We start from the raw sequence: 21,637 nt of genomic DNA, 5'->3' as shown, positions 1-21,637 counted from the left end.
ACGCCCGGACCTACTGAGCTGGCTTCACACCACGCTCTATCAGCACACCAACATCTTTCGCACCACGTACCGCACCTGGCTTGCTCACACGCAGGCGGCACCACGGCACCGAAAACTCCTCGCGTAAAATCTGCCAAATCGACTCAGCCAAGGTTTCAACCAGTTGGTAATGCGCCTGCTCCACATGCGACTTCAGTCGCTCCGACACCGCTCGATAATCCAGTGCCTCGGCAATCGTGTCGGTAGCCGCAGCTGGGCGAATGTCCCAAGCCATCTCCAAGTCCAAACTCAGCGTCTGCTGGATGCGGCGCTCCCATTGAAACATGCCAATGACCGTCTCAATTTTGAAATCTCGAATGTATACAATGTCCACGTGTTGCCCCGTTTCGCGCCTGATTTTTTTGCTAAGATGCGAGCCACACACCCCAAGTTGGAGCGACTATGAGCCCTGAATCTATTGCCGACTTTGTTGCGATTGCGGCGCTGATTCTAGCCTATCTCGCCGGCTCTGTTTCGGCCGCGATCATTGTTTGTCGTGTTATGGGCTTGCCCGACCCGCGCACCGATGGCTCACGCAACCCTGGCACTACCAATGTGCTACGCCTAGGCGGCAAAAAAGCCGCGATCCTAACTTTGCTCGGCGACATGCTAAAAGGCGTATTGCCAGTCCTTGCAGCGCGCTATTACGGGCTCGATGTGATGCTGGTTAGCGCCATTGGCTTCGCCGCCTTTATGGGTCATTTATACCCGATCTTTTTTCGCTTCGAAGGTGGCAAAGGTGTGGCGACTGCGCTCGGCGTTTTACTCGCACTATCGCCAATTATTGGCGGCACCGTGATCGCGCTTTGGATTACGGCATTTGCTCTAACACGCTACTCCTCGCTTGGCGCCATCGTTGGCTTTATTGCCGCGCCCATCCTTACTCAGTTTTTGCTACCCGAAGCCATGCTCGGCGTGGTCGGCATGAGCTTGCTGCTATTGGCGCGCCACAAAGCCAATATGAAGGCGCTAATCGAGGGCACTGAACGCCGCTTTAAATAGCGGCGGCGGCTTATCTTGAATAGACCTTAGATGGCTGCCAGCTCAGTCATTGGCCATCGCGCACGCACATTAACCGTTAGGTCTTGACGCTCACCCGCACGCAAACGCTGCGCGCCAGCAAAGGCGATCATTGCGCCGTTATCAGTGCAAAAAGCTGGAGCAGGATAAAACGCTTGGCCACCGATAGGTTTCAAGGCTAGCGCTAAGTCATGGCGCAGGCGCTTATTTGCACTGACACCACCCGCTAGTACCAAGCGCTTCAAGCCAGTCTGCTTTAATGCGCGTAAGCATTTGCGAATTAAGGTATCGACCGCTGCCGCCTCAAAACTTGCACAAATATCGGCAACTTTAGTTGGCGAATCCTCTGATTGATTGCGCGCGGTGAGCACAGCGGTTTTTAAGCCACTAAACGAGAAGTCCAAACCTGGGCGGTCGAGCATTGGGCGTGGAAATTTAAAGGCATCATCACGGCCAGTTAAGGCTAGACGCGCCACCGATGGCCCGCCGGGATAGTCCAGCCCGAGCATTTTGGCGACTTTATCGAAGGCCTCGCCGGCAGCATCGTCGATGGATTCGCCGAGCAGCTCGTAACGGCCAATACCTTCAACTTTCATGAGCTGGGTATGGCCGCCAGAAACCAATAGGGCGACAAAAGGAAACTCAGGCGGCTCAGCCTCTAGCAAAGGCGCTAGCAAATGCCCTTCCATATGATGCACGCCGACGGCAGGCACGCCCCAGGCGTAGGCCAGCGAGCGTGCCATTAGCGCACCTGTTAACAGCGCGCCAGCAAGCCCAGGGCCCGATGTGTAGGCGATACCATCGATGCTATCGGCACTGATGTCGGCATCGGCCATCATGCCGCGCACTAAGGGCACGAGGCGGCGAATATGGTCGCGCGAGGCCAGCTCGGGCACCACGCCGCCATAGTCTTTATGCATCTCAATTTGGCTATGCAGGCGATGCGCCAATAGCCCAGCCCCCGGCGCATCGTCATAAATAGCGACGCCAGTTTCATCACACGAGGTCTCAATACCTAGCACGCGCATGCCATTTCTCTCCATTTTTCATGGCGCGAAGTGTAGCGCTCTACACAGGGTGTTTGCCATTCCAGATGAATCTGGCTAAAATCCGCGCCCCACGCCCCCGATGGCGTTCCGTAATTTGTAACAGGTGAGCAATTCATGCCCAACGTTAAAGTAAAAGAAGGCGAACCGTTTGACGTCGCACTGCGTCGCTTCAAGCGTTCATGCGAAAAAGCTGGTGTGTTAGCCGATGTTCGCAAACGTGACTTCTACGAGAAGCCCACGCAAGAGCGCAAGCGCAAAGCCGCTGCCGCTGTTAAGCGTCACGCCAAAAAAGTACAGCGCGAAGCCGTAAAAGTTAAACGCTTGTACTAAGCCATGCTGGTTACGCGAGCAGATTCTTTTGCGCTCGCGTACCGCATAGCTGCGTTGGTCACATCTGCTTTATTTCTATCGCTTCAGCATTCACTCGCTGTATGAGCTAGCTTTGCCATGCCTGCACTAAAAGTTCGTCTAACAGATGCCATGAAAGACGCCATGCGCGCCCAGCAAAAAGATCGCCTGCTGGTGATCCGCACCGCACTCGCCGCGTTTAAACAAATTGAAGTCGATGAGCGCATTGAGCTCGATGATGCCCGCTCCTTAGGCGTCATGGAAAAACTAGTGAAGCAGCGCCGCGAATCCGCCGCCGCTTTTATTGCTGGTGATCGCCAAGAGTTGGCCGAGCGTGAAAATACTGAGATAGCCATTCTGCAAGAGTTTTTGCCAGCGCCATTAAGCGAAGAGGAACTACTCTCGCTGATTTCCGCTGCCATTGCTGAAGCTGGTGCCACTAGCCCGAAAGACATGGGTAAAGTGATGAATTTATTGCGCCCCATGGTCGCTGGTCGTGCCGATGTCGGTGCACTGTCGCAGCAAGTTAAAGCGCGCCTTTCAATTTAAGAAAGCGCCAGCCTAGAGATCGTCAGCCAAAAAAGCTCCTGCTCAATTGACTGACGATTGCGCTGCAAAGCTTGCTGTCGCACACTCAACTCCCCGTTTCTGCTTGAGCATTAGCCCGCATGTCCGCTGGTCGTATTCCGCAATCATTTATCGATGAAGTGCTTTTGCGCACCGATGTCGTCGATCTGATTGACGCACGCGTCAAGCTCAAGCGTGCGGGCAAAAATTACTCGGCCTGCTGCCCTTTCCATCAAGAAAAATCGCCCTCGTTTACGGTCAATCGCGAGAAGCAGTTTTATTACTGCTTCGGCTGTGGTGCCACCGGTAACGCACTGAGCTTTCTGATAGAGCACGACCGTCTCGACTTCATTGATGGCCTGCGCCAACTCGCTGGTGCCGCCGGTTTAACACTACCTGAAACACGCGATGCCGCCGCGGCACACAAGCCAACACAGCAGCCCTTATTCGATGCTCTTGAGCGCGCCGCCGTATTTTTTGAGCAGCAACTTCGTAGCGCCACGCAGAAGCAGCGCGCCGTTGGCTATCTAAAAAATCGTGGTGTTAGCGGCGCAATCGCCAAGCAGTTTCGCATTGGATACGCGCCGCCAGGCTGGGATAACATGCTGCAAAGTCTTGGCCAAGACACGGCCATGCGCGATCTCTTGCTAGCCTCGGGTTTGGCTATTTTCAACCCGCAGCGCCAATCTCACTATGACGCGATGCGCGATCGGGTAATTTTCCCCATCCGTGATTTTCGTGGTCGCGTCATCGCCTTTGGTGGTCGCGTACTCAACGACGACAAGCCCAAATATTTGAACTCGCCTGAGTCACCGGTGTTCCACAAAGGCCAAGAACTGTATGGGCTTTATGAGGCACGCCAGTCCGGCAAGCTCACACGCCTACTCGTGGTCGAAGGCTATATGGATGTGGTCGCGCTCGCGCAAGCCGGCATCCATGAGGCCGTGGCAACGCTTGGCACAGCCACTAGCACCACGCATGTCGAACGCCTATTTCGCGTCGTGCCCGAAGTCGTTTTTTGCTTCGATGGTGACAGCGCTGGCCGCCGCGCTGCTTGGCGCGCCCTAGAGAATGCCCTGCCCGCTCTGCGCGATGGCGTTGGTGCGAAGTTTCTTTTTCTGCCCGATGGCGAAGACCCCGATAGCCTTGTGCGCAAAGAAGGCGCGGCGATGTTTCGTGCGCGCATCGATGCCGATTCCGTGCCGCTTGCCGACCAATTATTTAAGCATTTAAGTGAATCGCTAAACCTAGCGTCGATCGAAGGCCGCACGCAGCTCGCGACCGTGGCGCTGCCATTGCTGATGACTATGCCGGAGTCGCTGTTTCGCACCTTGCTATTGCAGCGCCTAAGCGAGATCACTCAGCTCAGCGTGGCCGTGCTGGAAAAGCAGCTCGCGCAAATGTTAGAAAAGCATGAGGCACAGACTGTGGCGCGTGAGCAGGCAGCGAAAGCTGCCGCTGAGGCCGTGGCGCAGACTGCTCAACAGACAGCGAGCACGCAGCAGTCACATCGTCATGCGCAGAGTAATTATGAGCAGAATCATCAGCCCCAACATGACAGCTCGCATGATGCCGCCTATGACACACACTGGGCCGCAGACGATGACGAGCGCAGCTCCATTGACGAGGCTTATTACGCCAGCCTAGCAAGCTCATCGAACCAGAGTGATGAGCGACCATCGAGCTTTACGCCGAGCAAGCGCCCATTCACCCAACAAGCAGCACGCAAGCTGCGCCCGCAAGCGCCGGCACGACCTGGGCTACGCTCATTGTCGGCGCAGGCCATTCGCCTGTTGCTGCGCGAGCCAAGCCATGCGCAACTCTGGCCTGAAGCCATGCTAGGCAGCCTCAACGACCCCGAAACCGAGCTGCTTTGCACATTGGCCCAGGCTCTACGAGAAGCGCCAGAACGCTCCTTAGCGGCGTTACTAGGAAGCTGGCATGGCCGACCCGAAGGTGAAGCATTAGCCTCCATCGCAGCTGCTGAAAGCCTTTTGCCCGATGCCGACAGCACATTGGAAGCTGAAGCGCTGAGCCATCGCTTACACAGCCGATTACTCGAACAGCGCATTGCTCATGCCGATAACACACTGCAAAAATCGCCAAATATGGAAAACCTACTGGCTTTAACGCTGGCAAAGCGTGAGTTCGCTGACTGGATGCGTCAATTGCCGCAAGCACCGAGTAGCTGAGTACGCTTGTGAGCTGACAAACACCCCCTTCTCGGCTTATAATCCCGCTCTTATTTTGCAGCCGTTGCGCGAGGGGCCACATGAGCACCAAAAAGCCGAACACGCCAGATCCATCTCAGCAAGACGCAGATGGACCAGACGATATGCCGTTGGATAAGGCAAAGCGTAACTCCCTGCTCGCCGAGCTCATCAAGCGCGGCAAAGATCAAGGCTATCTGACCTATGGCGAGGTGAACGATCACCTTCCTGAATCGGTCACTGAAAGCGAGCAAATCGAAGACATCATTCAGATGCTCAATGACCTGGGCATCCCGGTGCACGAGCGCGCGCCTGCCGCTGACGACCTCATGCGTGAGGAAACGCCAGAAGCCAGCGACGATGACCTCGCCGCCGAAGAAGCCGCTGCCGTTTTGGCCTCGGTGGAGAACGAACCCGGCCGCACCACCGACCCCGTGCGTATGTATATGCGCGAAATGGGCACGGTCGAGCTGCTCACCCGCGAAGGCGAAATTGCTATCGCCAAACGCATCGAAGAAGGCATCCGCGACGTTCTGCACGCCATGGCTTATTGGCCACGTGCGGTGGAATTACTAGTCGATGAGTTTGATGCAATCGATGCTGGCGAGCGCCGCATTAATGACGTTATCTCTGGCTTTTTAGATCCTGATGATGATGGCGCTAGCGCACCTAAAGAAGTTGATCACAACGCGGCCCTAGCCGCGTTGGCCGCCAAGAAAGCCAAAGAGGCGAAAGACGCTAAGGATGCAAAAGGCTCAAAAGACGCCAAAGCAGACGATAGCGAAGAGGAAGAAGAAAGCACTACTGATGACGATACTGCCGATGAAAATGATGGCGGCATCGACATGGAAAAGCTGGCAGCGCGCGTGGATGCACTACGCAAGCAGCTAAAGAAAACGGACAACTCCGAAGAGCGCCAAGGTCGCGAATCGAAAGTGTGGCAAACCAATGTCGAAGAACTGGCTAACCAGTTCATGATGTTCAAATTGACGCCACGCGTGTATGACGGCATCGCTGAGCATATTCGCTCCAACATCAGCATCATTCGTGCGCAAGAACGCGTGATCATGATTTCCTGCGTACGTCGCGCTCGCATGGATCGCAGCCATTTCCTCGCCGACTTCCCCGGCAATGAAATTGACCTGACGTGGCTAGATGGTGTTGTCAGCAAACGTAAATCGATTGCTAAAGCTCTTGAAACACAACGCGAATATATTATTCGTGCGCAAGAACGCCTGCTTGAAGTTAGTGACAATCATGGCGGCTTAAGCATCGCCGAAATAAAAGCGATCAGCCGCCGCATGAGCGTTGGCGAAGCGAAAGCACGTCGCGCCAAAAAGGAAATGGTCGAGGCCAACCTGCGTTTGGTTATTTCGATTGCGAAGAAATACACCAACCGTGGCCTGCAGTTCTTGGACTTGATCCAAGAAGGCAATATCGGCTTGATGAAAGCCGTCGACAAGTTTGAATACCGTCGTGGCTTTAAGTTTTCGACCTATGCGACATGGTGGATTCGTCAGGCCATCACCCGTTCGATTGCTGACCAAGCGCGCACCATTCGTATCCCCGTGCACATGATTGAGACCATCAACAAGCTCAACCGCGTGTCGCGTCAGATGCTGCAAGAAATGGGTCGCGAACCAACGCCAGAAGAACTCGGCGAACGCTTAGAAATGCCTGAAGACAAAGTGCGCAAAGTCCTGAAGATCGCGAAAGAGCCGATCTCCATGGAGACGCCGATTGGTGATGATGAAGACAGCCATTTAGGTGACTTCATTGAGGACACTTTGGTGACCTCGCCTATCGATGCTGCGACCTCGGAAGGCCTTCGTGAAGCAACGCGTGAAGTTTTAGAAAACCTCACGCCACGCGAAGCGAAAGTGCTGCGTATGCGCTTCGGTATCGATATGAATACCGACCATACCTTGGAAGAAGTGGGCAAACAGTTTGATGTCACGCGTGAGCGTATTCGTCAGATTGAAGCGAAAGCGCTGCGTAAGCTGCGCCATCCAACTCGCTCCGAACACCTGCGTTCATTCCTCGACACTGAGTAATCTGGCAAACGCGGCGCTCTGTGAGTTTGCAGAGCGCCGCCTTTAACAGCTCAATGTTCTTGGACATAAAAAAACCGGCCTTTAAAGCCGGTTTTTTTATGTCTCGCGCATTTTACTTCATGCGGCTCGAACCCATCGCAATCAGCTTTTGATAGCCCGATGGGAAGATGCGCACGACCAAATCTAAAACCTTGGCATCGGCACCAATAAGTAAGCGGCGCTGATTTTTTTCCACGGCACGAAGCATTTGTGCAGCAGCTTCATCGGCAGTGGTACGGAATAGTTTTTCAAACTTGGCGGTGCTGCTCGCATCCATACCAATCTTGCTGATTGACTGATCCATACGCGCCGCTTTGGCGATATTGGTTTTAATGCCACCGGGATGAACGCTGGTCGCGCTCACACCAACTTTTTGCAAATCCAATTCTTCGCGCAAAGCTTCAGTGAAGCCACGCACAGCAAATTTCGAGGCGTTATAGGCGCTCTGCGAAGGCACAGCAATCAAGCCAAACAAGCTGCTGGTGTTAATGATATGGCCATCACCAGCATCCTTTAGGTAAGGCAAGAATGCCTTGGTGCCATGCACCACTCCCCAAAAGTTGATGTTCATGATCCATTCAAAATCATCGTAACCACCACCGTCGACTACTGAGCCGAGAGCAACGCCAGCGTTGTTGAAGATCAAATTTACTTTGCCATGGTCGCCGGCAACTTTATCGGCCCAAGCAAAAACGGCGTCTTTATCGGCAACATCGAGCTTCTGCGAGGTGACTTTAACGCCAGTGCCATCGAGCAGTTTGACTGTTTCAGTCAAGCCTTTTTCATTGATGTCGCTAAGTGCTACGTGACAGCCGCGTGCGGCCAACAACACAGCAAGCGAACGACCCATGCCAGAACCAGCACCGGTGATGGCAGCCACTTTATTCTTGAAATCTTTCATAAGGAAACCCTAATACGGTGACAGTGAACGATGGCACGATATAAGTGACAACGCGCCATGTCAATGAATTTTAAAACCCGCCGCACTTACTCTGAGCGCGACGAGCCTTAAATCAACCTTATAGTGCCGCAGCTAATTCAGCACCTTCACGAATGGCACGACGCGCATCAAGCTCACCAGCCAGCTTGGCACCACCAATTACGTGGTAACGGCTGTCGGTAATTTTGCCTTCAGCATCGCGCGGCAGCATATCTGTCACTGACTCTTGGCCCGCGCACAAAATTACATGATCGACATCGAGGATACGCTCCTCACCATCCACACGAATATGCAAACCAAGGTCATTGACCTTTACATATTCAACTTCGGCGAGCATTTTCACACCAAATTGACCAAGTAATAATTTGTGCGCCCAGCCCGTGGTTTTACCTGGGCCTGCACCCATTTTTTTCACGCCAGGCTTACGTTGCAACATGGTGATTTCACGCGAAGCAAAACGACGCTCAGGTGCCGTTAGGCCATTCTCGGTGACATCAAAATCGATGCCCCAATACTTCGCCCAATGTTCGACCGACTGATTGTGCTCTTCGAGAAGGTAGGCGCAGGTGTCGACACCAATACCACCGGAGCCAATCACTGCCACGCGTTGGCCAACATTAACTTCGCCGCGCAGAACTTGGGCGTAATCCAACACTTTCGGATGGTCAATGCCAGGAAAGCGTGGAATGCGTGGTTTGACGCCGGTAGCAATGACGATGTCATCAAAGCTTGCCAAATCCTCATGGCTAACACTGGTGTTGAGCTTCACTTTCACGCCGCTACGTTCTACTTCATAGCGATAGAAACGAATGGTTTCTTGGAACTCTTCTTTGCCAGGCACGGCGGCGGCCATATTAAATTGGCCACCGATATCTGCTGCTGATTCAAACAGTGTGACGTCATGACCACGATCGGCAGCTACTGTGGCGGCGGTTAGGCCAGCCATGCCACCGCCAACGACGGCGACTTTTTTCGGCTTCGTCGACTTCACATAGACCAATTCAGTTTCGTAACCCGCACGTGGGTTTACCAAGCAAGTAGCACGCTTGTTTGAGAAGGTCAGATCCAAGCAACCCTGGTTGCAGGCGATACAAGTATTGATAGCTTCTGGCTTGCCTGCCGCTGCTTTATTTACGAAGTCTGGATCGGCCAAGAGCGGACGCGCCATCGAAATCAAATCGGCATCGCCGCTTTCAACGATGTCTTCGCAAACCTCAGGCGTATTGATGCGGTTTGATGCCATCACCGGCACCTTCAGCTCTTTTTTGATGCGCGCAGTAACGCTACGGAAAGCCGCACGTGGCACTTGCGTGGCGATGGTCGGGACACGCGCTTCATGCCAGCCAATACCGGTATTGAGAATAGTTATGCCTGCGGCCTCAAGGGCTTTGCAGATGGTCACGATCTCATCCCAGGTATTACCACCGGGCACTAAATCGATCAGCGACATGCGATAGCAAATAATGAAGTTCGGGCCAACTTTTGCACGCACGGCCTTAACAATTTCTACCGGTAAGCGCATGCGATTTTCTACCGAGCCACCCCATTGATCGGTACGCTGGTTCACTCGTGAACAGATGAACTGGTTCAGCAAATAACCTTCTGAACCCATGATCTCCACGCCGTCGTAACCGGCCATTTGTGCCAAACGAGCAGAGTGAGCGTAGTCTTTGATGGTCGACAGAATAACCTTTTCGGTCATTGCCTTTGGTTTAAACGGGTTGATGGCCGACTTCACCGCCGACGACGACACCTGAAATGGGTGATAGCCATAACGACCGGCGTGCAGCATTTGCATAAGAATTTTGCCACCGTGCTCATGCACCGCTGACGTCACTCGGCGATGATTCAAAATATCGCCGTAACTATTCATGGTGCCGGCTGCAGGCAGCAACCAACCTTGGCGATTCATTGCGATACCACCGGTAATCATCAATGCCGTACCGCCCTTGGCGCGCTCAGCAAAATAGGCCGCAAGCTTGCCGTAATTCCAGAAGCGATCTTCTAAGCCAGTGTGCATGGAGCCCATGACGATGCGGTTGCGAAGCGTGGTGAAGCCTAGATCGAGCGGGGCCAGCATGTGATTAAAAGCAGTCATTGTAATTAAGTCCTCGTCAAAACGACGTTAGCGCGCTAAAGTTAACACCGTTAAGATACGAGGATTTACGGCAATGTCAAGAGCGCCAAGCAAGCCTAGCTATCATCATGGTGACCTGCGTCATAGCATAATTACAGCGGGTCTTGCTCGCATTCGAGCTGAGGGCGTGCAGGCTTTGAGCTTACGACAATTGGCGGATGAGCTTGGCGTTTCGACACCAGCGCTTTATCACCACTTCCGCAGCAAGCACGCCTTACTCACAAGCCTAGGTGAGGCTGCGATGGCGGAGTTTGTGGTGGTCATGCAGGCGGCCATCACAAGCGATGCTAGCGCGGAAAGTTTTGCACTGGGTTACGTCGGCTTTGCTCGTCGCGAGGCCGCGCTGTATGACTTAATTTTCGGCAGCCTGCTCTGGCGTGACCCTAATGCAGAATCATTTCGAACGGCTGCTAGGGCACATGTGCGCATCATTACGCAGCATGTTCAGAGCATGCAAGATCGCGGAGAACTACCCGCCAGCGTCAGCGCCCTACGTGTCGTGCAGGTTGCTTGGGCCACGCTTCATGGCCTCTGCCGTATGTATAACGATGGCCTGGCATTTACCGCAGAGACTATCGAGGACATCGCAAAAACGGCTATGGCATTGATTCATCAAGCCTTAGACAAAAGCTCGCCGTAGAGCTTGTGTGTAATACAAAAATAATAGCAATACAGGCAGGGTAAGCGTCTTGATTTAGCGATGAGACTGCCGACATGCACAACGTTCTCCGCCTCGCCATCATCGGTGCCGGCGCCAGCGGCTTAATAGCCGCCAGCGAAGCTCAGCATCAAGGCCTGCTCTGCACAGTCTTCGATAAAGCCCGCCGCGCCGGTGGCCGACTGGCTTCGCGCCGCAGTGACTGGGGCAGCTTTAATCATGGTGCACCGTTTTTATCCATGCCAACACAGGCTCCCACTCCCAGCGATCCGCGCCTGCAACACGCCCTGAGCCATGGACTGAGCACACTTCATGTCAGCGCCATCCATGGTGAAAAACAGCCTGCGTTTGTGCCTAGCGACAGCATCAATAGCCTCGCACAGCTGTGGACACAAGGCCTTACCTGCCACTTTGAACACACACTGTACGAGCTCAAGCACGACGGCAATAATTGGTGGCTGAAATTTAGCGAGCAGCTGGGTTGGCTTGGGCCATTTGATCGAGTACTGATGACCTGCCCACCAGTACAAGCATTGGCATTACTATCGAAGCTACCCAGCCAGTATCGCCTGTGTCAGCAGCTACAAACGATGCACCATGCGCCCTGCTGGAGTGTGCGCTGGGCGCCAAAAGCCTCGCCAGCACTCGCAGCCGGCGTTTTCATTCGCGATGACTTGCAGGCCAGTGGCATTGCTCTGTGCATCCGTGAAGACCTGCGCCCTCAAGGTGGCGGCGCACCCCGTTTTACGTTGCATGCTACGGCAGCATGGAGCGCGGCGCATCTAGAAGAGAGTAGCGAAAGCGTAGCTCTAGCACTCATGCACGCTGCCGCTGAAGCACTCAAATTGCCCGCCAGCACAGAATCTTTAGAGGCTCATCGCTGGCGTTATGGCTATGTCAGTGCTGCCGCCGGTAAGGCATATTTGCGTGGCGAGCATGGCCTGTTTTATGCCGGCGATGCCTGCTTGGGCGCAACTGCTATCGATGCCATGCACAGCGGCTTGGCGGCAGCCGACGCCCTCTGCGCCGAACTGCCGTTGACAGCCTAAGGTCGTCATGAACCCATCGCTGCCACTTAAAGATAACGCACAGGCCATTGTCTGGTTTCGCCACGATTTACGCCTGCATGATCATGCACCATTACGACTCGCCAGCCGCGCTGAGCGATTACTTGCGGTCTATTGTCTGCCACCGCATTGGCTGGCGCTGGGGCCAGCGGGGGTGCCACGTATTGGTGTGCATCGCCTTGCATATCTTGGCCAAGCATTAGGCGCGCTTGATACCTCGCTTCGTGCCTTGGGCAATGAGCTGATGATTGTGCTCGCCGAGCCGGTGCAAGCGCTCGGCGATATCAGCCGAGCCTTAGGTGAAGCACCGATTTTTGTGCATGCCCATCCCGGCTGGGAAGAACGCGAGGCCATTGCGAAGTTGCAGGCAAGCGGCGTAACAGTGCAGGCTGTGCACGGCGGCGGTCTGTTTGACCCCGATGATTTGCCGTTTGCGCTTGAGCCATTTCCAGTGCCATTCACGCGTTTTCGCAAACTCATTGAGACCGCACAATGGCCAAGTGTGGCTCCGCTGGCTGCACCAACGGCACTGCCACCATCCGCTGAGTTGCCCGCAGATTTTTATGCTCAGGCACGCGAACAGGTTGCGGCTTTATTGCATTCACACAGCGCATCGGCACAGCAGTGTTCAACCGCCACCCGTAGCGCATTGCCTTATACCGAGCCTGCCTGGCAGGGCAGCGAGACCGCTGGACTGGCGCATCTGGCGCGCTATTTCAGCAGCGGTCTCGTGGCCGATTACAAAACCACGCGCAACGGCTTGTTAGGCAGCGATTATTCGAGCAAATGGTCGCCGTGGCTGGCTGTGGGCAGTCTCTCAGTGCGCGAAATTGAAGTACAACGACTGGCCTATGAGATGCGCTTAGGCGCCAATGACGGTAGCTATTGGCTCTGGTTTGAGCTGCTCTGGCGCGAGTATTTTCAGCTACTGATGTGGCGCTATGGCCGGCGCTGCTTCAGCCGGAGTGGCATCCAAAATCAGCTCTCGCACAGCAGCGCAAAAGCACGTCATAACCCTGCTGCTTTTGCTGCTTGGTGCCAAGGTAATACTGGTTGCGACTGGGTCGATGCCGCCATGCGCGAACTCGCCGCCAGCGGCTATATGGGCAATCGCATGCGGCAAAATGTCGCCAGTTATTTGATTCACGATTTAGCGCTAGACTGGCGCTTGGGTGCAGCGTGGTTTGAGCATCAGCTCATCGATTTCGATGTCGCCAGCAACCAAGGCAACTGGCTCTACCTCGCTGGCGCCGGTACCGATCCGCGCAGCGATCGTCGCTTCAGCCCATCACGCCAAGCCGCTATGTATGACCCCGATGGCGCTTATCAGCGCTATTGGTTATCCGAACGACATCATTCCGATCAGGAGCACATGCGATGAATACCACATGGATTACCGGCGCTGCCGGCACAGTCGGCTCGGCCCTCGCCGAAAGCTTAGCGGCAAAAGGCCATCGTTTAGTACTAACCGGTCGCGATGCCGAGCGCCTACAAACGCTGGCCGATCGACTCGATACGCCCTGCCATATTGCCGCTGGCGATGTGGCTGAGCCGGGCGTGGCCGCCGACTTACGCGTTAGCGCCGAAGCTGCCATGGGGCCCATCACTGGCTTTGCCCATTGCGTAGGCTCGACGTTTATTAAGCCGTTGCACCTCACGCGCGAGGCCGATTTTGAGGCCGTGATGAAGCATAATTTTTACTCGGCGGCCTACTGCCTAAAAGCCTTTGTCGATGGCGCGCGCAAACATCGCGAGCCCTCGGCGGCTGTTTTGGTCGGCTCATTGGTGGCACATGCCGGCTTTCCTAATCATGAAGCCATCGGTAGCGCCAAGGCTGCCGTCGCCGGGCTCGCGCTGAGCACCGCGGCGACTTATGCCGACAAAGGCATACGCGTCAATTGCGTGCACCCGGCCCTAGTCGTGTCGCCACTGGCAGGACGCCTGACCGACAGCGACGAAGCCATCGCGCGCAATAGCAAACCTAACCCTATGCAGCGCATCGGCCGCGGCCCTGATATTGCCGGGCTGATGGCGTTTTTACTGAGCGATGAGGCGAGCTGGATCACCGGCCAAAATATTAATATCGATGGTGGCCAAGCACTAATTCATCCACTACCACGCGGCTAAATATAGGCGAGTGGCTCAACGCTAAACTCAGCACACATTCGCCCATGCACCGCTATTTGCCGGTAGCATGGGCGCTTTCGCGCCACCGGAGTCTTCAATGACCACACTGAATTTGCACCGCGTATTGCCACTGAAGCGCTCCTTGGTGGAAGTCTTTCGCTACCTACGCGATTTCGACAATATCGAGCAATGGGACCCGGGCGTATTTAGCGCTGAGCGCGAGGCCACGAGCTCAACACAGGAGCTCGAAAGCACCCACGGCGATTCAGTATCTCGCTCTGGGCTGAGCAAGCCGTCCTTCGCGTTGCAACTCAATGTCATGGGCCGCTCTGTGCCCATGCGCTACACACTCGACATTTGCGAGCCACCATCAGAGCAAGGTCAGGCACGCCTAGTGCTCACCGGCATTGGCGATGGCTTTACTGCTGTCGATACGCTCGCGCTGAGCGCCACTAGCGCGAACGAATGCACGCTAGATTATCGCGCCGACATCACCACTGCAGATGTCCCGAGCTTACTCATGCCCGTGTTGAATTGGTGGGGCAGCCGCCTTAGCGATGCCGCGATGAACGGCCTCAAAGGCGCGCTAGAAAATGACGGGCCCTCGCAGCCCGGCGCCCTAGCACGACTAGCCGAGCGCTTAGTCTTACCCGGCATGATCAACTACACCCGCCGCGGCTATCGCAAGATGCCCTCGCGTGGCCTCTCGCGCTACCTCGATGGCCGACGCGTTGGCATTAGCGGTGTGACATCCGGTTTAGGGCTGGCTTGCGCGCAACAGTTGGCGCGATTGGGAGCCGACTTAGTGTTGATCGGCCGCGGAGCTGAGCGCTTAGCGCAAGCAGCGGAAAGCATACGCCCGTGGGCCAGCCACGCCATCGACATTCAATGCATTGAGGCTGAGCTCTCCAACATCGCCAGCACGCGCGCGCTCAGCCAACAGCTATTGGCGCTTGAGCGGCCATTAGATGTCTGGATCAATAACGCCGGCGCGCTATTCGATTCACAAGCGCTTACTAGCGATGGCCTAGAGCGCACCATGGCGGTGAATTTCGTCGCGCCCGCGCTGCTCACTCAAGCTCTCGCGCCAATGCTCGCCGCACGTGGCGGCCGCATCATTCAAGTCGTCTCCGGTGGGCTCTACACACAAGGCATTCGGCTCGATGACATGGCCTTCGCCAATGAGCCCTTTAACGGCCCCCAAGCCTATGCCCGAGCCAAACGCGCTTTGCTCGATGTTAGCCAGTACTGGGCCACGCAACATCGTGGCCTAGGCCTGCACACCATGCATCCCGGCTGGGCCGCAACGCCTGGCGTAGCCAGCGCCCTGCCCGACTTCAATCAGCGCATGGGCAAATGGCTACGCAACGCGCGCCAAGGCAGCGACACCGCCGTCTGGCTCGCCAGCCATCCCGTGTTTGCACAAGGCCAACACAGCGGTGAGTTTTGGTTTGATCGCGCCCGCCGCCCCGGCGCACTACTGCCCAACACCGCCAGCAGCAAAACCGACGTGCAAGCATTAATTTCTTGGTATGAAGAACAGATTTCTGTCTAGTCGAGCGGCATCGTGCTTGCTACACTGCGCGCCTGCATTTCGGCGTCAAGCCACTCGTGCGGGCCTGTAGCTCAGTTGGTTAGAGCAGAGGACTCATAATCCTTTGGTCGTCGGTTCAAGTCCGACCGGGCCCACCAATTTATGATACTAGTCAATTACTTGCACCTTAACGGCATGTCTTCACGTAGCTTAAAGGTCCAGTGCTCTCGGAAGAACAGTTAAAGCAACGTCCGGAGTTAGTTGACCGCTACAAAATGACGCTTAGCTAGTGCCAAAAAATCTTAATCGCCTATCTCGCCAAGATCATTTGGTTATCCAATCGGCTCGCTCATAGCAAAAAGCTAAAAATAACTGCATCCAATCTGCCACGCGCTGCGTATAGGTCTAGCAACACCACCATAACGCTTAGAATTCGTGGAGTTACCCTATGATCAATCGCAAATCCCAACGCCCGCGCCTGTTGCCTTTAGTCGGCATGATGCTGATGGCTAGCGCGACCGTTGCTACTACCGCATACGCCTCAAGTCACCGTGAAGCGCCATACATCACCTCACAACCGAAAGTCGATGGCACTGACTTTTATATGTTCCGCAGCTATGAAGCTAACCGTCAGAACTTTGTAACGCTGATTGCTAACTACCTACCGCTACAAGATGCCTACGGCGGACCAAACTACTTCTCTCTCGACCCGAATGCGCTTTATGAAATTCATCTCGACAATAACGGCGATGCGGTCGAGGACATTACTTTCCAGTTTCGCTTCAAAAATACGCTTAAAGACCTAAAGGTTCCCGTAGGCGGCAAAATGACCTCAATACCTTTAGTCAACTTGCCACCCCAAGGCAATGTTCCGACGCTTAATGTAGATGAGTCATTCACCGTCACCATGGTAAAAGGCCCACGTCGTGGCGCTAACAGCTCGCGCCAACTGCTGACCAATGCTGCTGGTGGCGGCAGCACATTCACTAAGCCAGTCGATAACATCGGCAACAAATCTATTCCCAACTACGCCTCCTATGCGAACCAGTTTATCTACAACGTAGACATTCCAGGCTGCTCCACGCAGGGCAAAATATTTGTCGGTCAGCGCAAAGACTCCTTTGTGGTTAACTTGGGCGAGACCTTTGACTTGATCAATATTGCTAACCCTGTTGGCAGCGAAAGTGTTGAGCGCGACGATCTCGCCGATAAAAACGTCACCACATTGGCCATGGAAATACCCAGTAGCTGCTTAACCGCTGGCAATGAAAAGGTTATTGGGGGCTGGACTACCGCTAGCGTACGCCAAGCGCGCTTGATCAACCCTAAACCCGGCAGCAACAATAACTCCGCAAGCAAGGAAGGCGGCCCATGGGCACAAGTTTCACGCCTCGGCATGCCGCTGGTGAATGAAGTTATTATTGGTCTAAAAGACAAAGATAAATTCAATGCCAGCCAGCCAAAAGATGATGCGCAGTTTGCCGACTACGTGACCAATCCATCACTACCATTTTTGATTGAGGCGCTATTTCAAACGCCAGCACCCACGAACTTCCCGCGAACCGATTTAGTCACAGCGTTCTTAACCGGCGTTCCTGGCTTAAACCAACCGGCTAATGTGAAAGGTTCAGAAATGCTGCGCTTAAATACGTCTGATGTGCCGCCAGTACCTGCAGCAAATCAAAATCGCCTAGGTGTTGTAGCAGGCGACAATGCCGGCTTCCCCAATGGCCGTCGCCCTGGCGATGATGTTGTCGATATTGAGCTACGTGTAGCTATGGGCTTGCTCTGTCATGCAGGTCTTGGCGTTTGCTCTCCTGATGATGCTAAAGCAGGCACGCTGGGCTTTACTGATGGCGCAATCCAACAAGCAAGCCAGTTCAACAGCACCTTCCCATACCTGAAAACACCATTAGCTGGCGCTACATCCACTAACTAAGCCACCAACAGGAGAGTGACGATGAACAAATTCACCCCACTCGCCTTAGTCACAGTAGCCGCGTTCGCGCTGGCTGCCTGTGATGGCGAAAACAATAAGGCCGTAGCTAACGATGGTTTTGTTGCTGAGGTTCGCGCATTGCTTAATGACATGAGCGAAGCGATGGAACCCATGCAGGCGCTATTTGATCGCCTGATAGCTACAACGCCAGAAACCACGGAGCCGGAGCCTCTATGAGGCTTGGGCTACTTCTTGTCCTGAGTACGCTAGTGTCGACGCCCTTATGGGCGGCCGACACCATGCGCCAGGTTATTACACCTTCCGACGACAGCATCGTGTTGGAATCTTTGCCGTCTGGCCCACGCATCAGCGCACCAACCACACCTACAAATACACGCTCACTGGCTTCACAACTAGAACGCGTGCAAAGCTTACTCACTATCGCCAGACAACAAGGCGACCCTAGATATTTAGGCTATGCCGATGCGCAGTTGCGCATGCTGCTAGCCAAACACCCCGCCGAACTTGGCATTCAATTACTTCAAGCACGATTGCTGCAAGCAAATCATCATTTTGATGCTGCAGAGCGCGTGCTCAATGCCCTACTGGCCTCGCCTTCTGCCGTGCATTCAGAAGCAGCATTAATGAGCGCATCGATTGCCCTAGTTCAAGGCCGCTATGCTCATGCCACAAAGCGCTGTCATCAGCTCACAGGCCTTGCGATGTTGCCGTTTTCTTTGATCTGCCAAGCGCAAGTGCAAGGAGCGACCGGGCAAGCAAGCGAAGCACTGGCCAGGCTCAATGCCTTGCCCGCCAAGCAGCTAGGGCTAACCTCGGATCAACGCACGTGGTGGCGCCTGAGTCAGGCCGACATGGCCGATAGACTCGGATCCGATAACAGTGCCGAGGACGACTATCGAGAAGCGGCAGCTGCTGGATCAGCTGAGGCCGTAGCTGCCTATGCCGACTGGTTATTTTGGCAAGGGCATGCACGCGATAGCCTGAGCTTGTTTGCGCCGTGGACGGCCCACGATGGTCTACTCAGCTTACTCACGCGAGCCGAACAACAGCTAGGCCTTAGCAAATCTGCAACTGCGCATAAGCAGCAAGCGCTTGGTCGCTGGCAGGCATTCCTAGCGCGAGGCGAGCCTGGCCATGAGCGCGAACTAGCCACATTTTATTTGGATGTAATGCAGCAACCCGCAACTGCTTTACGCCTTGCTCAGCGCAATTGGACGGTGCAGCGCGAAACCGCTGACTACCGCATATATATTCGAGCCGCCTTAGCGCAATCTGCCAAAAAAGACTTAGCTATCTTGGCCAAATGGCAAGCCAGCACTAAGTTTGAAGATGTCCGTGTACAGCGCTGGCTGAGTGCTGGAAATGCCGCGTTACCGAGCTCAAATAAATGAGTCATTGTCTGCGGATTTTTGCGGGCATCTGCCTTTTACTGCTGGCTTCGCTGAGTTGGGCGCATAAAGCAGGCGATAGCTATTTAACGATTGAGCAAGACGGCCCTGTACTTGGTGTGACATGGGATGTGGCGCTGCGCGACTTAGATTTGCTGCTCGTGCTCGATAGCAATAATGATCATCAGCTAACGTGGGGCGAAGTACGCACGCGCAGTGCCGATATAGAAAGCCTGCTGCAAAGCCAACTAACACTGAAGCTGGGCAAGCACGCCTGCGAATGGCTAGGCCAGTCGGCTCCGCTGGGCGTAGTGCAACATAGCGATGGGCTGTATGCCGCTCAGCACTGGCTAGTTACTTGCCCCGGTGCACAAGATGGTGATGCGCTGAATATCGACTATCGCCTGCTAAACGGCATCGATAGCCTGCACCGAGGGCTGCTCAGCCTGCACTCAGGAAACCAGCACAGCACAGCCGTGCTTCGCCCCGATCAAGGTGCCGTTGATATCGCTACCGACTCCAGTCTGTGGTTAACGTTTACGCGCTTTATGCATGAGGGCATTCATCATTTGCTCTCTGGCTACGACCATATTTTATTTTTACTGTGCTTGCTGCTACCGGCCTGTCTAGCGCGCCAAGATAAACAGTGGCTACCCTCGCGTTCATTTCGCTCAGCCATAACGCATACGGCTGGCGTTGTGACCGCCTTTACTGTGGCACACTCGATCACCTTGGCGCTTGCTGCACTTCAAGTGGTTGTGCTGCCTTCACGATGGGTAGAGTCGGCTATTGCTGCCTCCATTGTGCTCGCCGCCGTGCACACAATATCGCCACGCCTGATTCACTCGCGCGCACTGCTGGCCGGCCTCTTTGGTCTGATTCATGGCTTTGGTTTTGCTGGCGTATTGCAAGGATTACCGCTTACCACGGGCCCTCGCCTTTCAGCTCTAGCAGGCTTTAACACCGGCGTTGAGCTAGGCCAACTAAGCATTGTCTTAGTGTTATTTCCACTACTTTGGTGGGCTAGATCTTCACGCATTTATCGCAAATTTGTACTGCCTGTTGGCAGCTTACTCATCGCTCTGGTGGCGAGTATTTGGCTGTTGCAACGGGTATTTGAATGGCAACTTATTCCGGGGTAATTATGGCCGACGAACTGGCCGACTTGGTCACACGCATGGGTGCTGGTGACCAACAAGCATTTGCGACGCTTTACCAACGCACGTCACCAAGGCTATTCACTTTAGCCATTTCGGTTTTGCGCAATCGCGACTTAGCGCAGGAAGTGCTGCAGGAAGCTTTTATCAATATTTGGCGCTCAGCTAGCAGCTATCACGCAGGTAAAGGCAGCGTGCAAGTCTGGCTAAATGTCATTGTCCGAAATCGATGCATAGATAGTTTACGGCAACGCACAAGCCGTATTGAAGAAGTTGACTTAGTCGACTGGCCAGAATTGGTTTCTGAGCAACCATCGCCATTACAGGCCTTGCAAACTCAACATGAAGCTACCGACTTAGCACGCTGTATGGATGGCCTCGATAGCCAGCAGCAACGCGCTCTTACGCTGGCATTTTTTCATGGCCTAAGCCATCGCGAACTGGCCGAAAAGCTCGCAGCCCCACTGGGCTCGGTGAAGTCACATGTCCGCCGCGGCTTAGCAAACTTACGGAGGTGCCTACATCATGCAACTATCTAATGAGATGACTGACGCCCTTAGTGCCGAAGCTGCCTTAGGGACACTGCGTGGAGCAGCAGCTAAACGCTGGCAACGATTGAGCGCCGCGGACTCAAAGCTTATTGACCAAGTTGCAAGTTGGGAGCAGCTCTTAGCGCCGATGGCAAACTGGCTACCGGAAACGCCCGTACCGACTGGAGTGTGGAATGGTATTGAGCAGGTACTTTTTGCCGCGCCAGTACCTTTGCCTGCTCGCCGCTCAACGAATGCACGCTGGATTGGTGCAACCTTAGCTATGGCCGCAAGCCTTGGCCTCTGGTTAGCGTTACCGTCAGCTCCTACGACCATTTCAACTCCGGCTTTGCAGCTGAAAACACTGGCAACGCTGAGCAGTGAACATCAGCTCGCTCGCTGGCAAATTAGCCAGCGTAGCGACGGCCAAGTCAGCGTCTCAGTCAACGTGGCTTGGCAACAACCTGCTAATCGAAGCCTGCAACTCTGGGCTATCGATACAGAAGGTACTCCGCACTCGCTAGGGATAATTACCTTGGTTGAACAAAGCTCCACGCTAAACCTCAGCGTTACTCAGCGCGATCAGCTAAGTCGAGTTACGGTTTTTGCTATTAGCGATGAACCACTTGGTGGCTCACTCAATGCTCTGCCCAGCGGCCCAGTTATATTTAGCGGTAAAGCCTCCAAAAGTTAGAGCACCGTAAGTCTGTAGTAGTCAATTAATCTCAGACACGGTTTTAGGTTTTTCTTCAGCAATTTACGACGCTAATATGGTCATAAGGCCTAGCTATGCAGGAAGCCATCAACACCCTA

General features: G+C 54.5%; 20 protein-coding genes and 1 tRNA gene. 17 read left to right on the top strand and 4 right to left on the bottom strand.

The genetic code is table 11. From position 1 onward, the window contains the following. Positions 1-10: 10 nt before the first annotated feature. Complete coding sequence (gene folB / locus AC3DKE_RS05390; protein ID WP_340675395.1) at positions 11-373, bottom strand: dihydroneopterin aldolase; 363 nt, start codon at positions 371-373, stop codon at positions 11-13. A gap of 68 nt (positions 374-441) precedes the next feature. Here folB and plsY point away from each other — a divergent pair, with 68 nt between their 5' ends. After that, the gene (gene plsY, locus AC3DKE_RS05385) at positions 442-1,041 is read left to right on the top strand and encodes a glycerol-3-phosphate 1-O-acyltransferase PlsY (protein WP_340675394.1); all 600 of its coding nucleotides are present in this window, start codon (positions 442-444) and stop codon (positions 1,039-1,041) included. Between the two features lie 26 nt (positions 1,042-1,067). Here plsY and tsaD read toward each other — a convergent pair whose 3' ends face one another. After that, positions 1,068-2,087 (bottom strand): tRNA (adenosine(37)-N6)-threonylcarbamoyltransferase complex transferase subunit TsaD, encoded by a 1,020-nt coding sequence (tsaD, locus tag AC3DKE_RS05380; RefSeq protein ID WP_340675393.1) that lies wholly within the window; start codon positions 2,085-2,087, stop codon positions 1,068-1,070. Between the two features lie 135 nt (positions 2,088-2,222). Here tsaD and rpsU point away from each other — a divergent pair, with 135 nt between their 5' ends. The 4 genes from rpsU (at position 2,223) to rpoD (ending at position 7,287) form a co-directional block, all read left to right on the top strand. Beyond that, entirely contained in the window at positions 2,223-2,438 is a 216-nt protein-coding gene (gene rpsU / locus AC3DKE_RS05375) for a 30S ribosomal protein S21 (RefSeq protein WP_340675392.1), read from the top strand. A 117-nt stretch (positions 2,439-2,555) separates the two neighbouring features. Further along, positions 2,556-3,005: a GatB/YqeY domain-containing protein gene (locus AC3DKE_RS05370; RefSeq protein WP_340675391.1), complete on the top strand. Its 450-nt coding sequence runs from the start codon at positions 2,556-2,558 to the stop codon at positions 3,003-3,005. 119 nt (positions 3,006-3,124) lie between these two features. Next, positions 3,125-5,215, top strand: coding sequence for a DNA primase (dnaG, locus tag AC3DKE_RS05365; protein WP_379071037.1), 2,091 nt, complete (start codon positions 3,125-3,127; stop codon positions 5,213-5,215). Positions 5,216-5,358: 143 nt separating this feature from the next. Further along, on the top strand, positions 5,359-7,287 hold the full coding sequence (gene rpoD, locus AC3DKE_RS05360) for an RNA polymerase sigma factor RpoD (RefSeq protein WP_484216337.1): 1,929 nt from the start codon (positions 5,359-5,361) through the stop codon (positions 7,285-7,287). Positions 7,288-7,399: 112 nt separating this feature from the next. Here the strand turns inward: rpoD and AC3DKE_RS05355 are convergent, their stop codons facing one another. Both AC3DKE_RS05355 and AC3DKE_RS05350 read right to left on the bottom strand, forming a co-directional pair. Next, positions 7,400-8,227 carry an SDR family NAD(P)-dependent oxidoreductase gene (locus AC3DKE_RS05355; protein ID WP_487990184.1) on the bottom strand — a complete coding sequence of 276 codons (828 nt, stop codon included), beginning with the start codon at positions 8,225-8,227 and terminating at the stop codon, positions 7,400-7,402. Between the two features lie 118 nt (positions 8,228-8,345). Continuing rightward, positions 8,346-10,364 carry an oxidoreductase gene (locus tag AC3DKE_RS05350; protein ID WP_487990183.1) on the bottom strand — a complete coding sequence of 673 codons (2,019 nt, stop codon included), beginning with the start codon at positions 10,362-10,364 and terminating at the stop codon, positions 8,346-8,348. A gap of 73 nt (positions 10,365-10,437) precedes the next feature. Here AC3DKE_RS05350 and AC3DKE_RS05345 point away from each other — a divergent pair, with 73 nt between their 5' ends. The 12 genes from AC3DKE_RS05345 (at position 10,438) to AC3DKE_RS05290 (ending at position 21,518) form a co-directional block, all read left to right on the top strand. Continuing rightward, on the top strand, positions 10,438-11,043 hold the full coding sequence (locus AC3DKE_RS05345; RefSeq protein ID WP_411729493.1) for a TetR/AcrR family transcriptional regulator: 606 nt from the start codon (positions 10,438-10,440) through the stop codon (positions 11,041-11,043). A gap of 74 nt (positions 11,044-11,117) precedes the next feature. Then, positions 11,118-12,110, top strand: coding sequence for an NAD(P)/FAD-dependent oxidoreductase (locus tag AC3DKE_RS05340; RefSeq protein WP_487990182.1), 993 nt, complete (start codon positions 11,118-11,120; stop codon positions 12,108-12,110). A gap of 7 nt (positions 12,111-12,117) precedes the next feature. After that, a complete protein-coding gene (locus AC3DKE_RS05335) occupies positions 12,118-13,509 on the top strand; it encodes a DASH family cryptochrome (RefSeq protein ID WP_411729495.1) in 1,392 nt (463 codons plus the stop codon). Next, entirely contained in the window at positions 13,506-14,255 is a 750-nt protein-coding gene (locus tag AC3DKE_RS05330; RefSeq protein WP_379071056.1) for an SDR family NAD(P)-dependent oxidoreductase, read from the top strand. Before AC3DKE_RS05335 ends, AC3DKE_RS05330 begins: the two co-directional genes overlap by 4 nt. Before the next feature lie 97 nt (positions 14,256-14,352). Further along, positions 14,353-15,810 (top strand): SDR family NAD(P)-dependent oxidoreductase, encoded by a 1,458-nt coding sequence (locus AC3DKE_RS05325; protein WP_487990181.1) that lies wholly within the window; start codon positions 14,353-14,355, stop codon positions 15,808-15,810. 60 nt (positions 15,811-15,870) lie between these two features. After that, positions 15,871-15,947, top strand: a tRNA-Ile gene (locus AC3DKE_RS05320). A gap of 338 nt (positions 15,948-16,285) precedes the next feature. Continuing rightward, complete coding sequence (locus tag AC3DKE_RS05315) at positions 16,286-17,728, top strand: DUF4331 domain-containing protein (RefSeq protein WP_484216338.1); 1,443 nt, start codon at positions 16,286-16,288, stop codon at positions 17,726-17,728. Positions 17,729-17,749: 21 nt separating this feature from the next. Beyond that, on the top strand, positions 17,750-17,965 hold the full coding sequence (locus AC3DKE_RS05310) for a hypothetical protein (RefSeq protein WP_340676128.1): 216 nt from the start codon (positions 17,750-17,752) through the stop codon (positions 17,963-17,965). A 32-nt stretch (positions 17,966-17,997) separates the two neighbouring features. Continuing rightward, the gene (locus tag AC3DKE_RS05305; RefSeq protein WP_487990180.1) at positions 17,998-19,140 is read left to right on the top strand and encodes a hypothetical protein; all 1,143 of its coding nucleotides are present in this window, start codon (positions 17,998-18,000) and stop codon (positions 19,138-19,140) included. After that, positions 19,137-20,279, top strand: a complete 1,143-nt coding sequence (locus AC3DKE_RS05300; protein ID WP_340676126.1) for a HupE/UreJ family protein — start codon at positions 19,137-19,139, stop codon at positions 20,277-20,279. Before AC3DKE_RS05305 ends, AC3DKE_RS05300 begins: the two co-directional genes overlap by 4 nt. Before the next feature lie 2 nt (positions 20,280-20,281). Beyond that, positions 20,282-20,833 (top strand): RNA polymerase sigma factor, encoded by a 552-nt coding sequence (locus AC3DKE_RS05295; protein ID WP_340676125.1) that lies wholly within the window; start codon positions 20,282-20,284, stop codon positions 20,831-20,833. Continuing rightward, on the top strand, positions 20,820-21,518 hold the full coding sequence (locus AC3DKE_RS05290; RefSeq protein WP_379071119.1) for an anti-sigma factor: 699 nt from the start codon (positions 20,820-20,822) through the stop codon (positions 21,516-21,518). The genes AC3DKE_RS05295 and AC3DKE_RS05290 overlap by 14 nt, the downstream gene beginning before the upstream one ends. Positions 21,519-21,637 lie beyond the last annotated feature (119 nt).

The sequence above is a fragment of the Paraperlucidibaca sp. genome (genome assembly GCF_982810325.1).
This window is presented reverse-complemented; position numbering and strand designations above follow the sequence as displayed.

What these genes read in the sequence shown, in the direction of transcription:
- plsY (WP_340675394.1), top strand. Translation starts at nt 442, where the DNA reads ATGAGCCCTGAATCTATTGCCGACTTTGTTGCGATTGCGGCGCTGATT.
- AC3DKE_RS05355 (WP_487990184.1), bottom strand. Translation starts at nt 8,227, where the DNA reads ATGAAAGATTTCAAGAATAAAGTGGCTGCCATCACCGGTGCTGGTTCT.
- AC3DKE_RS05330 (WP_379071056.1), top strand. Translation starts at nt 13,506, where the DNA reads ATGAATACCACATGGATTACCGGCGCTGCCGGCACAGTCGGCTCGGCC.
- AC3DKE_RS05315 (WP_484216338.1), top strand. Translation starts at nt 16,286, where the DNA reads ATGATGCTGATGGCTAGCGCGACCGTTGCTACTACCGCATACGCCTCA.
- AC3DKE_RS05290 (WP_379071119.1), top strand. Translation starts at nt 20,820, where the DNA reads ATGCAACTATCTAATGAGATGACTGACGCCCTTAGTGCCGAAGCTGCC.
- AC3DKE_RS05325 (WP_487990181.1), top strand. Translation starts at nt 14,353, where the DNA reads ATGACCACACTGAATTTGCACCGCGTATTGCCACTGAAGCGCTCCTTG.
- AC3DKE_RS05310 (WP_340676128.1), top strand. Translation starts at nt 17,750, where the DNA reads ATGAACAAATTCACCCCACTCGCCTTAGTCACAGTAGCCGCGTTCGCG.
- AC3DKE_RS05295 (WP_340676125.1), top strand. Translation starts at nt 20,282, where the DNA reads ATGGCCGACGAACTGGCCGACTTGGTCACACGCATGGGTGCTGGTGAC.
- tsaD (WP_340675393.1), bottom strand. Translation starts at nt 2,087, where the DNA reads ATGCGCGTGCTAGGTATTGAGACCTCGTGTGATGAAACTGGCGTCGCT.
- dnaG (WP_379071037.1), top strand. Translation starts at nt 3,125, where the DNA reads ATGTCCGCTGGTCGTATTCCGCAATCATTTATCGATGAAGTGCTTTTG.
- AC3DKE_RS05350 (WP_487990183.1), bottom strand. Translation starts at nt 10,364, where the DNA reads ATGACTGCTTTTAATCACATGCTGGCCCCGCTCGATCTAGGCTTCACC.
- AC3DKE_RS05345 (WP_411729493.1), top strand. Translation starts at nt 10,438, where the DNA reads ATGTCAAGAGCGCCAAGCAAGCCTAGCTATCATCATGGTGACCTGCGT.
- AC3DKE_RS05370 (WP_340675391.1), top strand. Translation starts at nt 2,556, where the DNA reads ATGCCTGCACTAAAAGTTCGTCTAACAGATGCCATGAAAGACGCCATG.
- rpoD (WP_484216337.1), top strand. Translation starts at nt 5,359, where the DNA reads ATGCCGTTGGATAAGGCAAAGCGTAACTCCCTGCTCGCCGAGCTCATC.
- rpsU (WP_340675392.1), top strand. Translation starts at nt 2,223, where the DNA reads ATGCCCAACGTTAAAGTAAAAGAAGGCGAACCGTTTGACGTCGCACTG.
- AC3DKE_RS05340 (WP_487990182.1), top strand. Translation starts at nt 11,118, where the DNA reads ATGCACAACGTTCTCCGCCTCGCCATCATCGGTGCCGGCGCCAGCGGC.
- AC3DKE_RS05335 (WP_411729495.1), top strand. Translation starts at nt 12,118, where the DNA reads ATGAACCCATCGCTGCCACTTAAAGATAACGCACAGGCCATTGTCTGG.
- AC3DKE_RS05300 (WP_340676126.1), top strand. Translation starts at nt 19,137, where the DNA reads ATGAGTCATTGTCTGCGGATTTTTGCGGGCATCTGCCTTTTACTGCTG.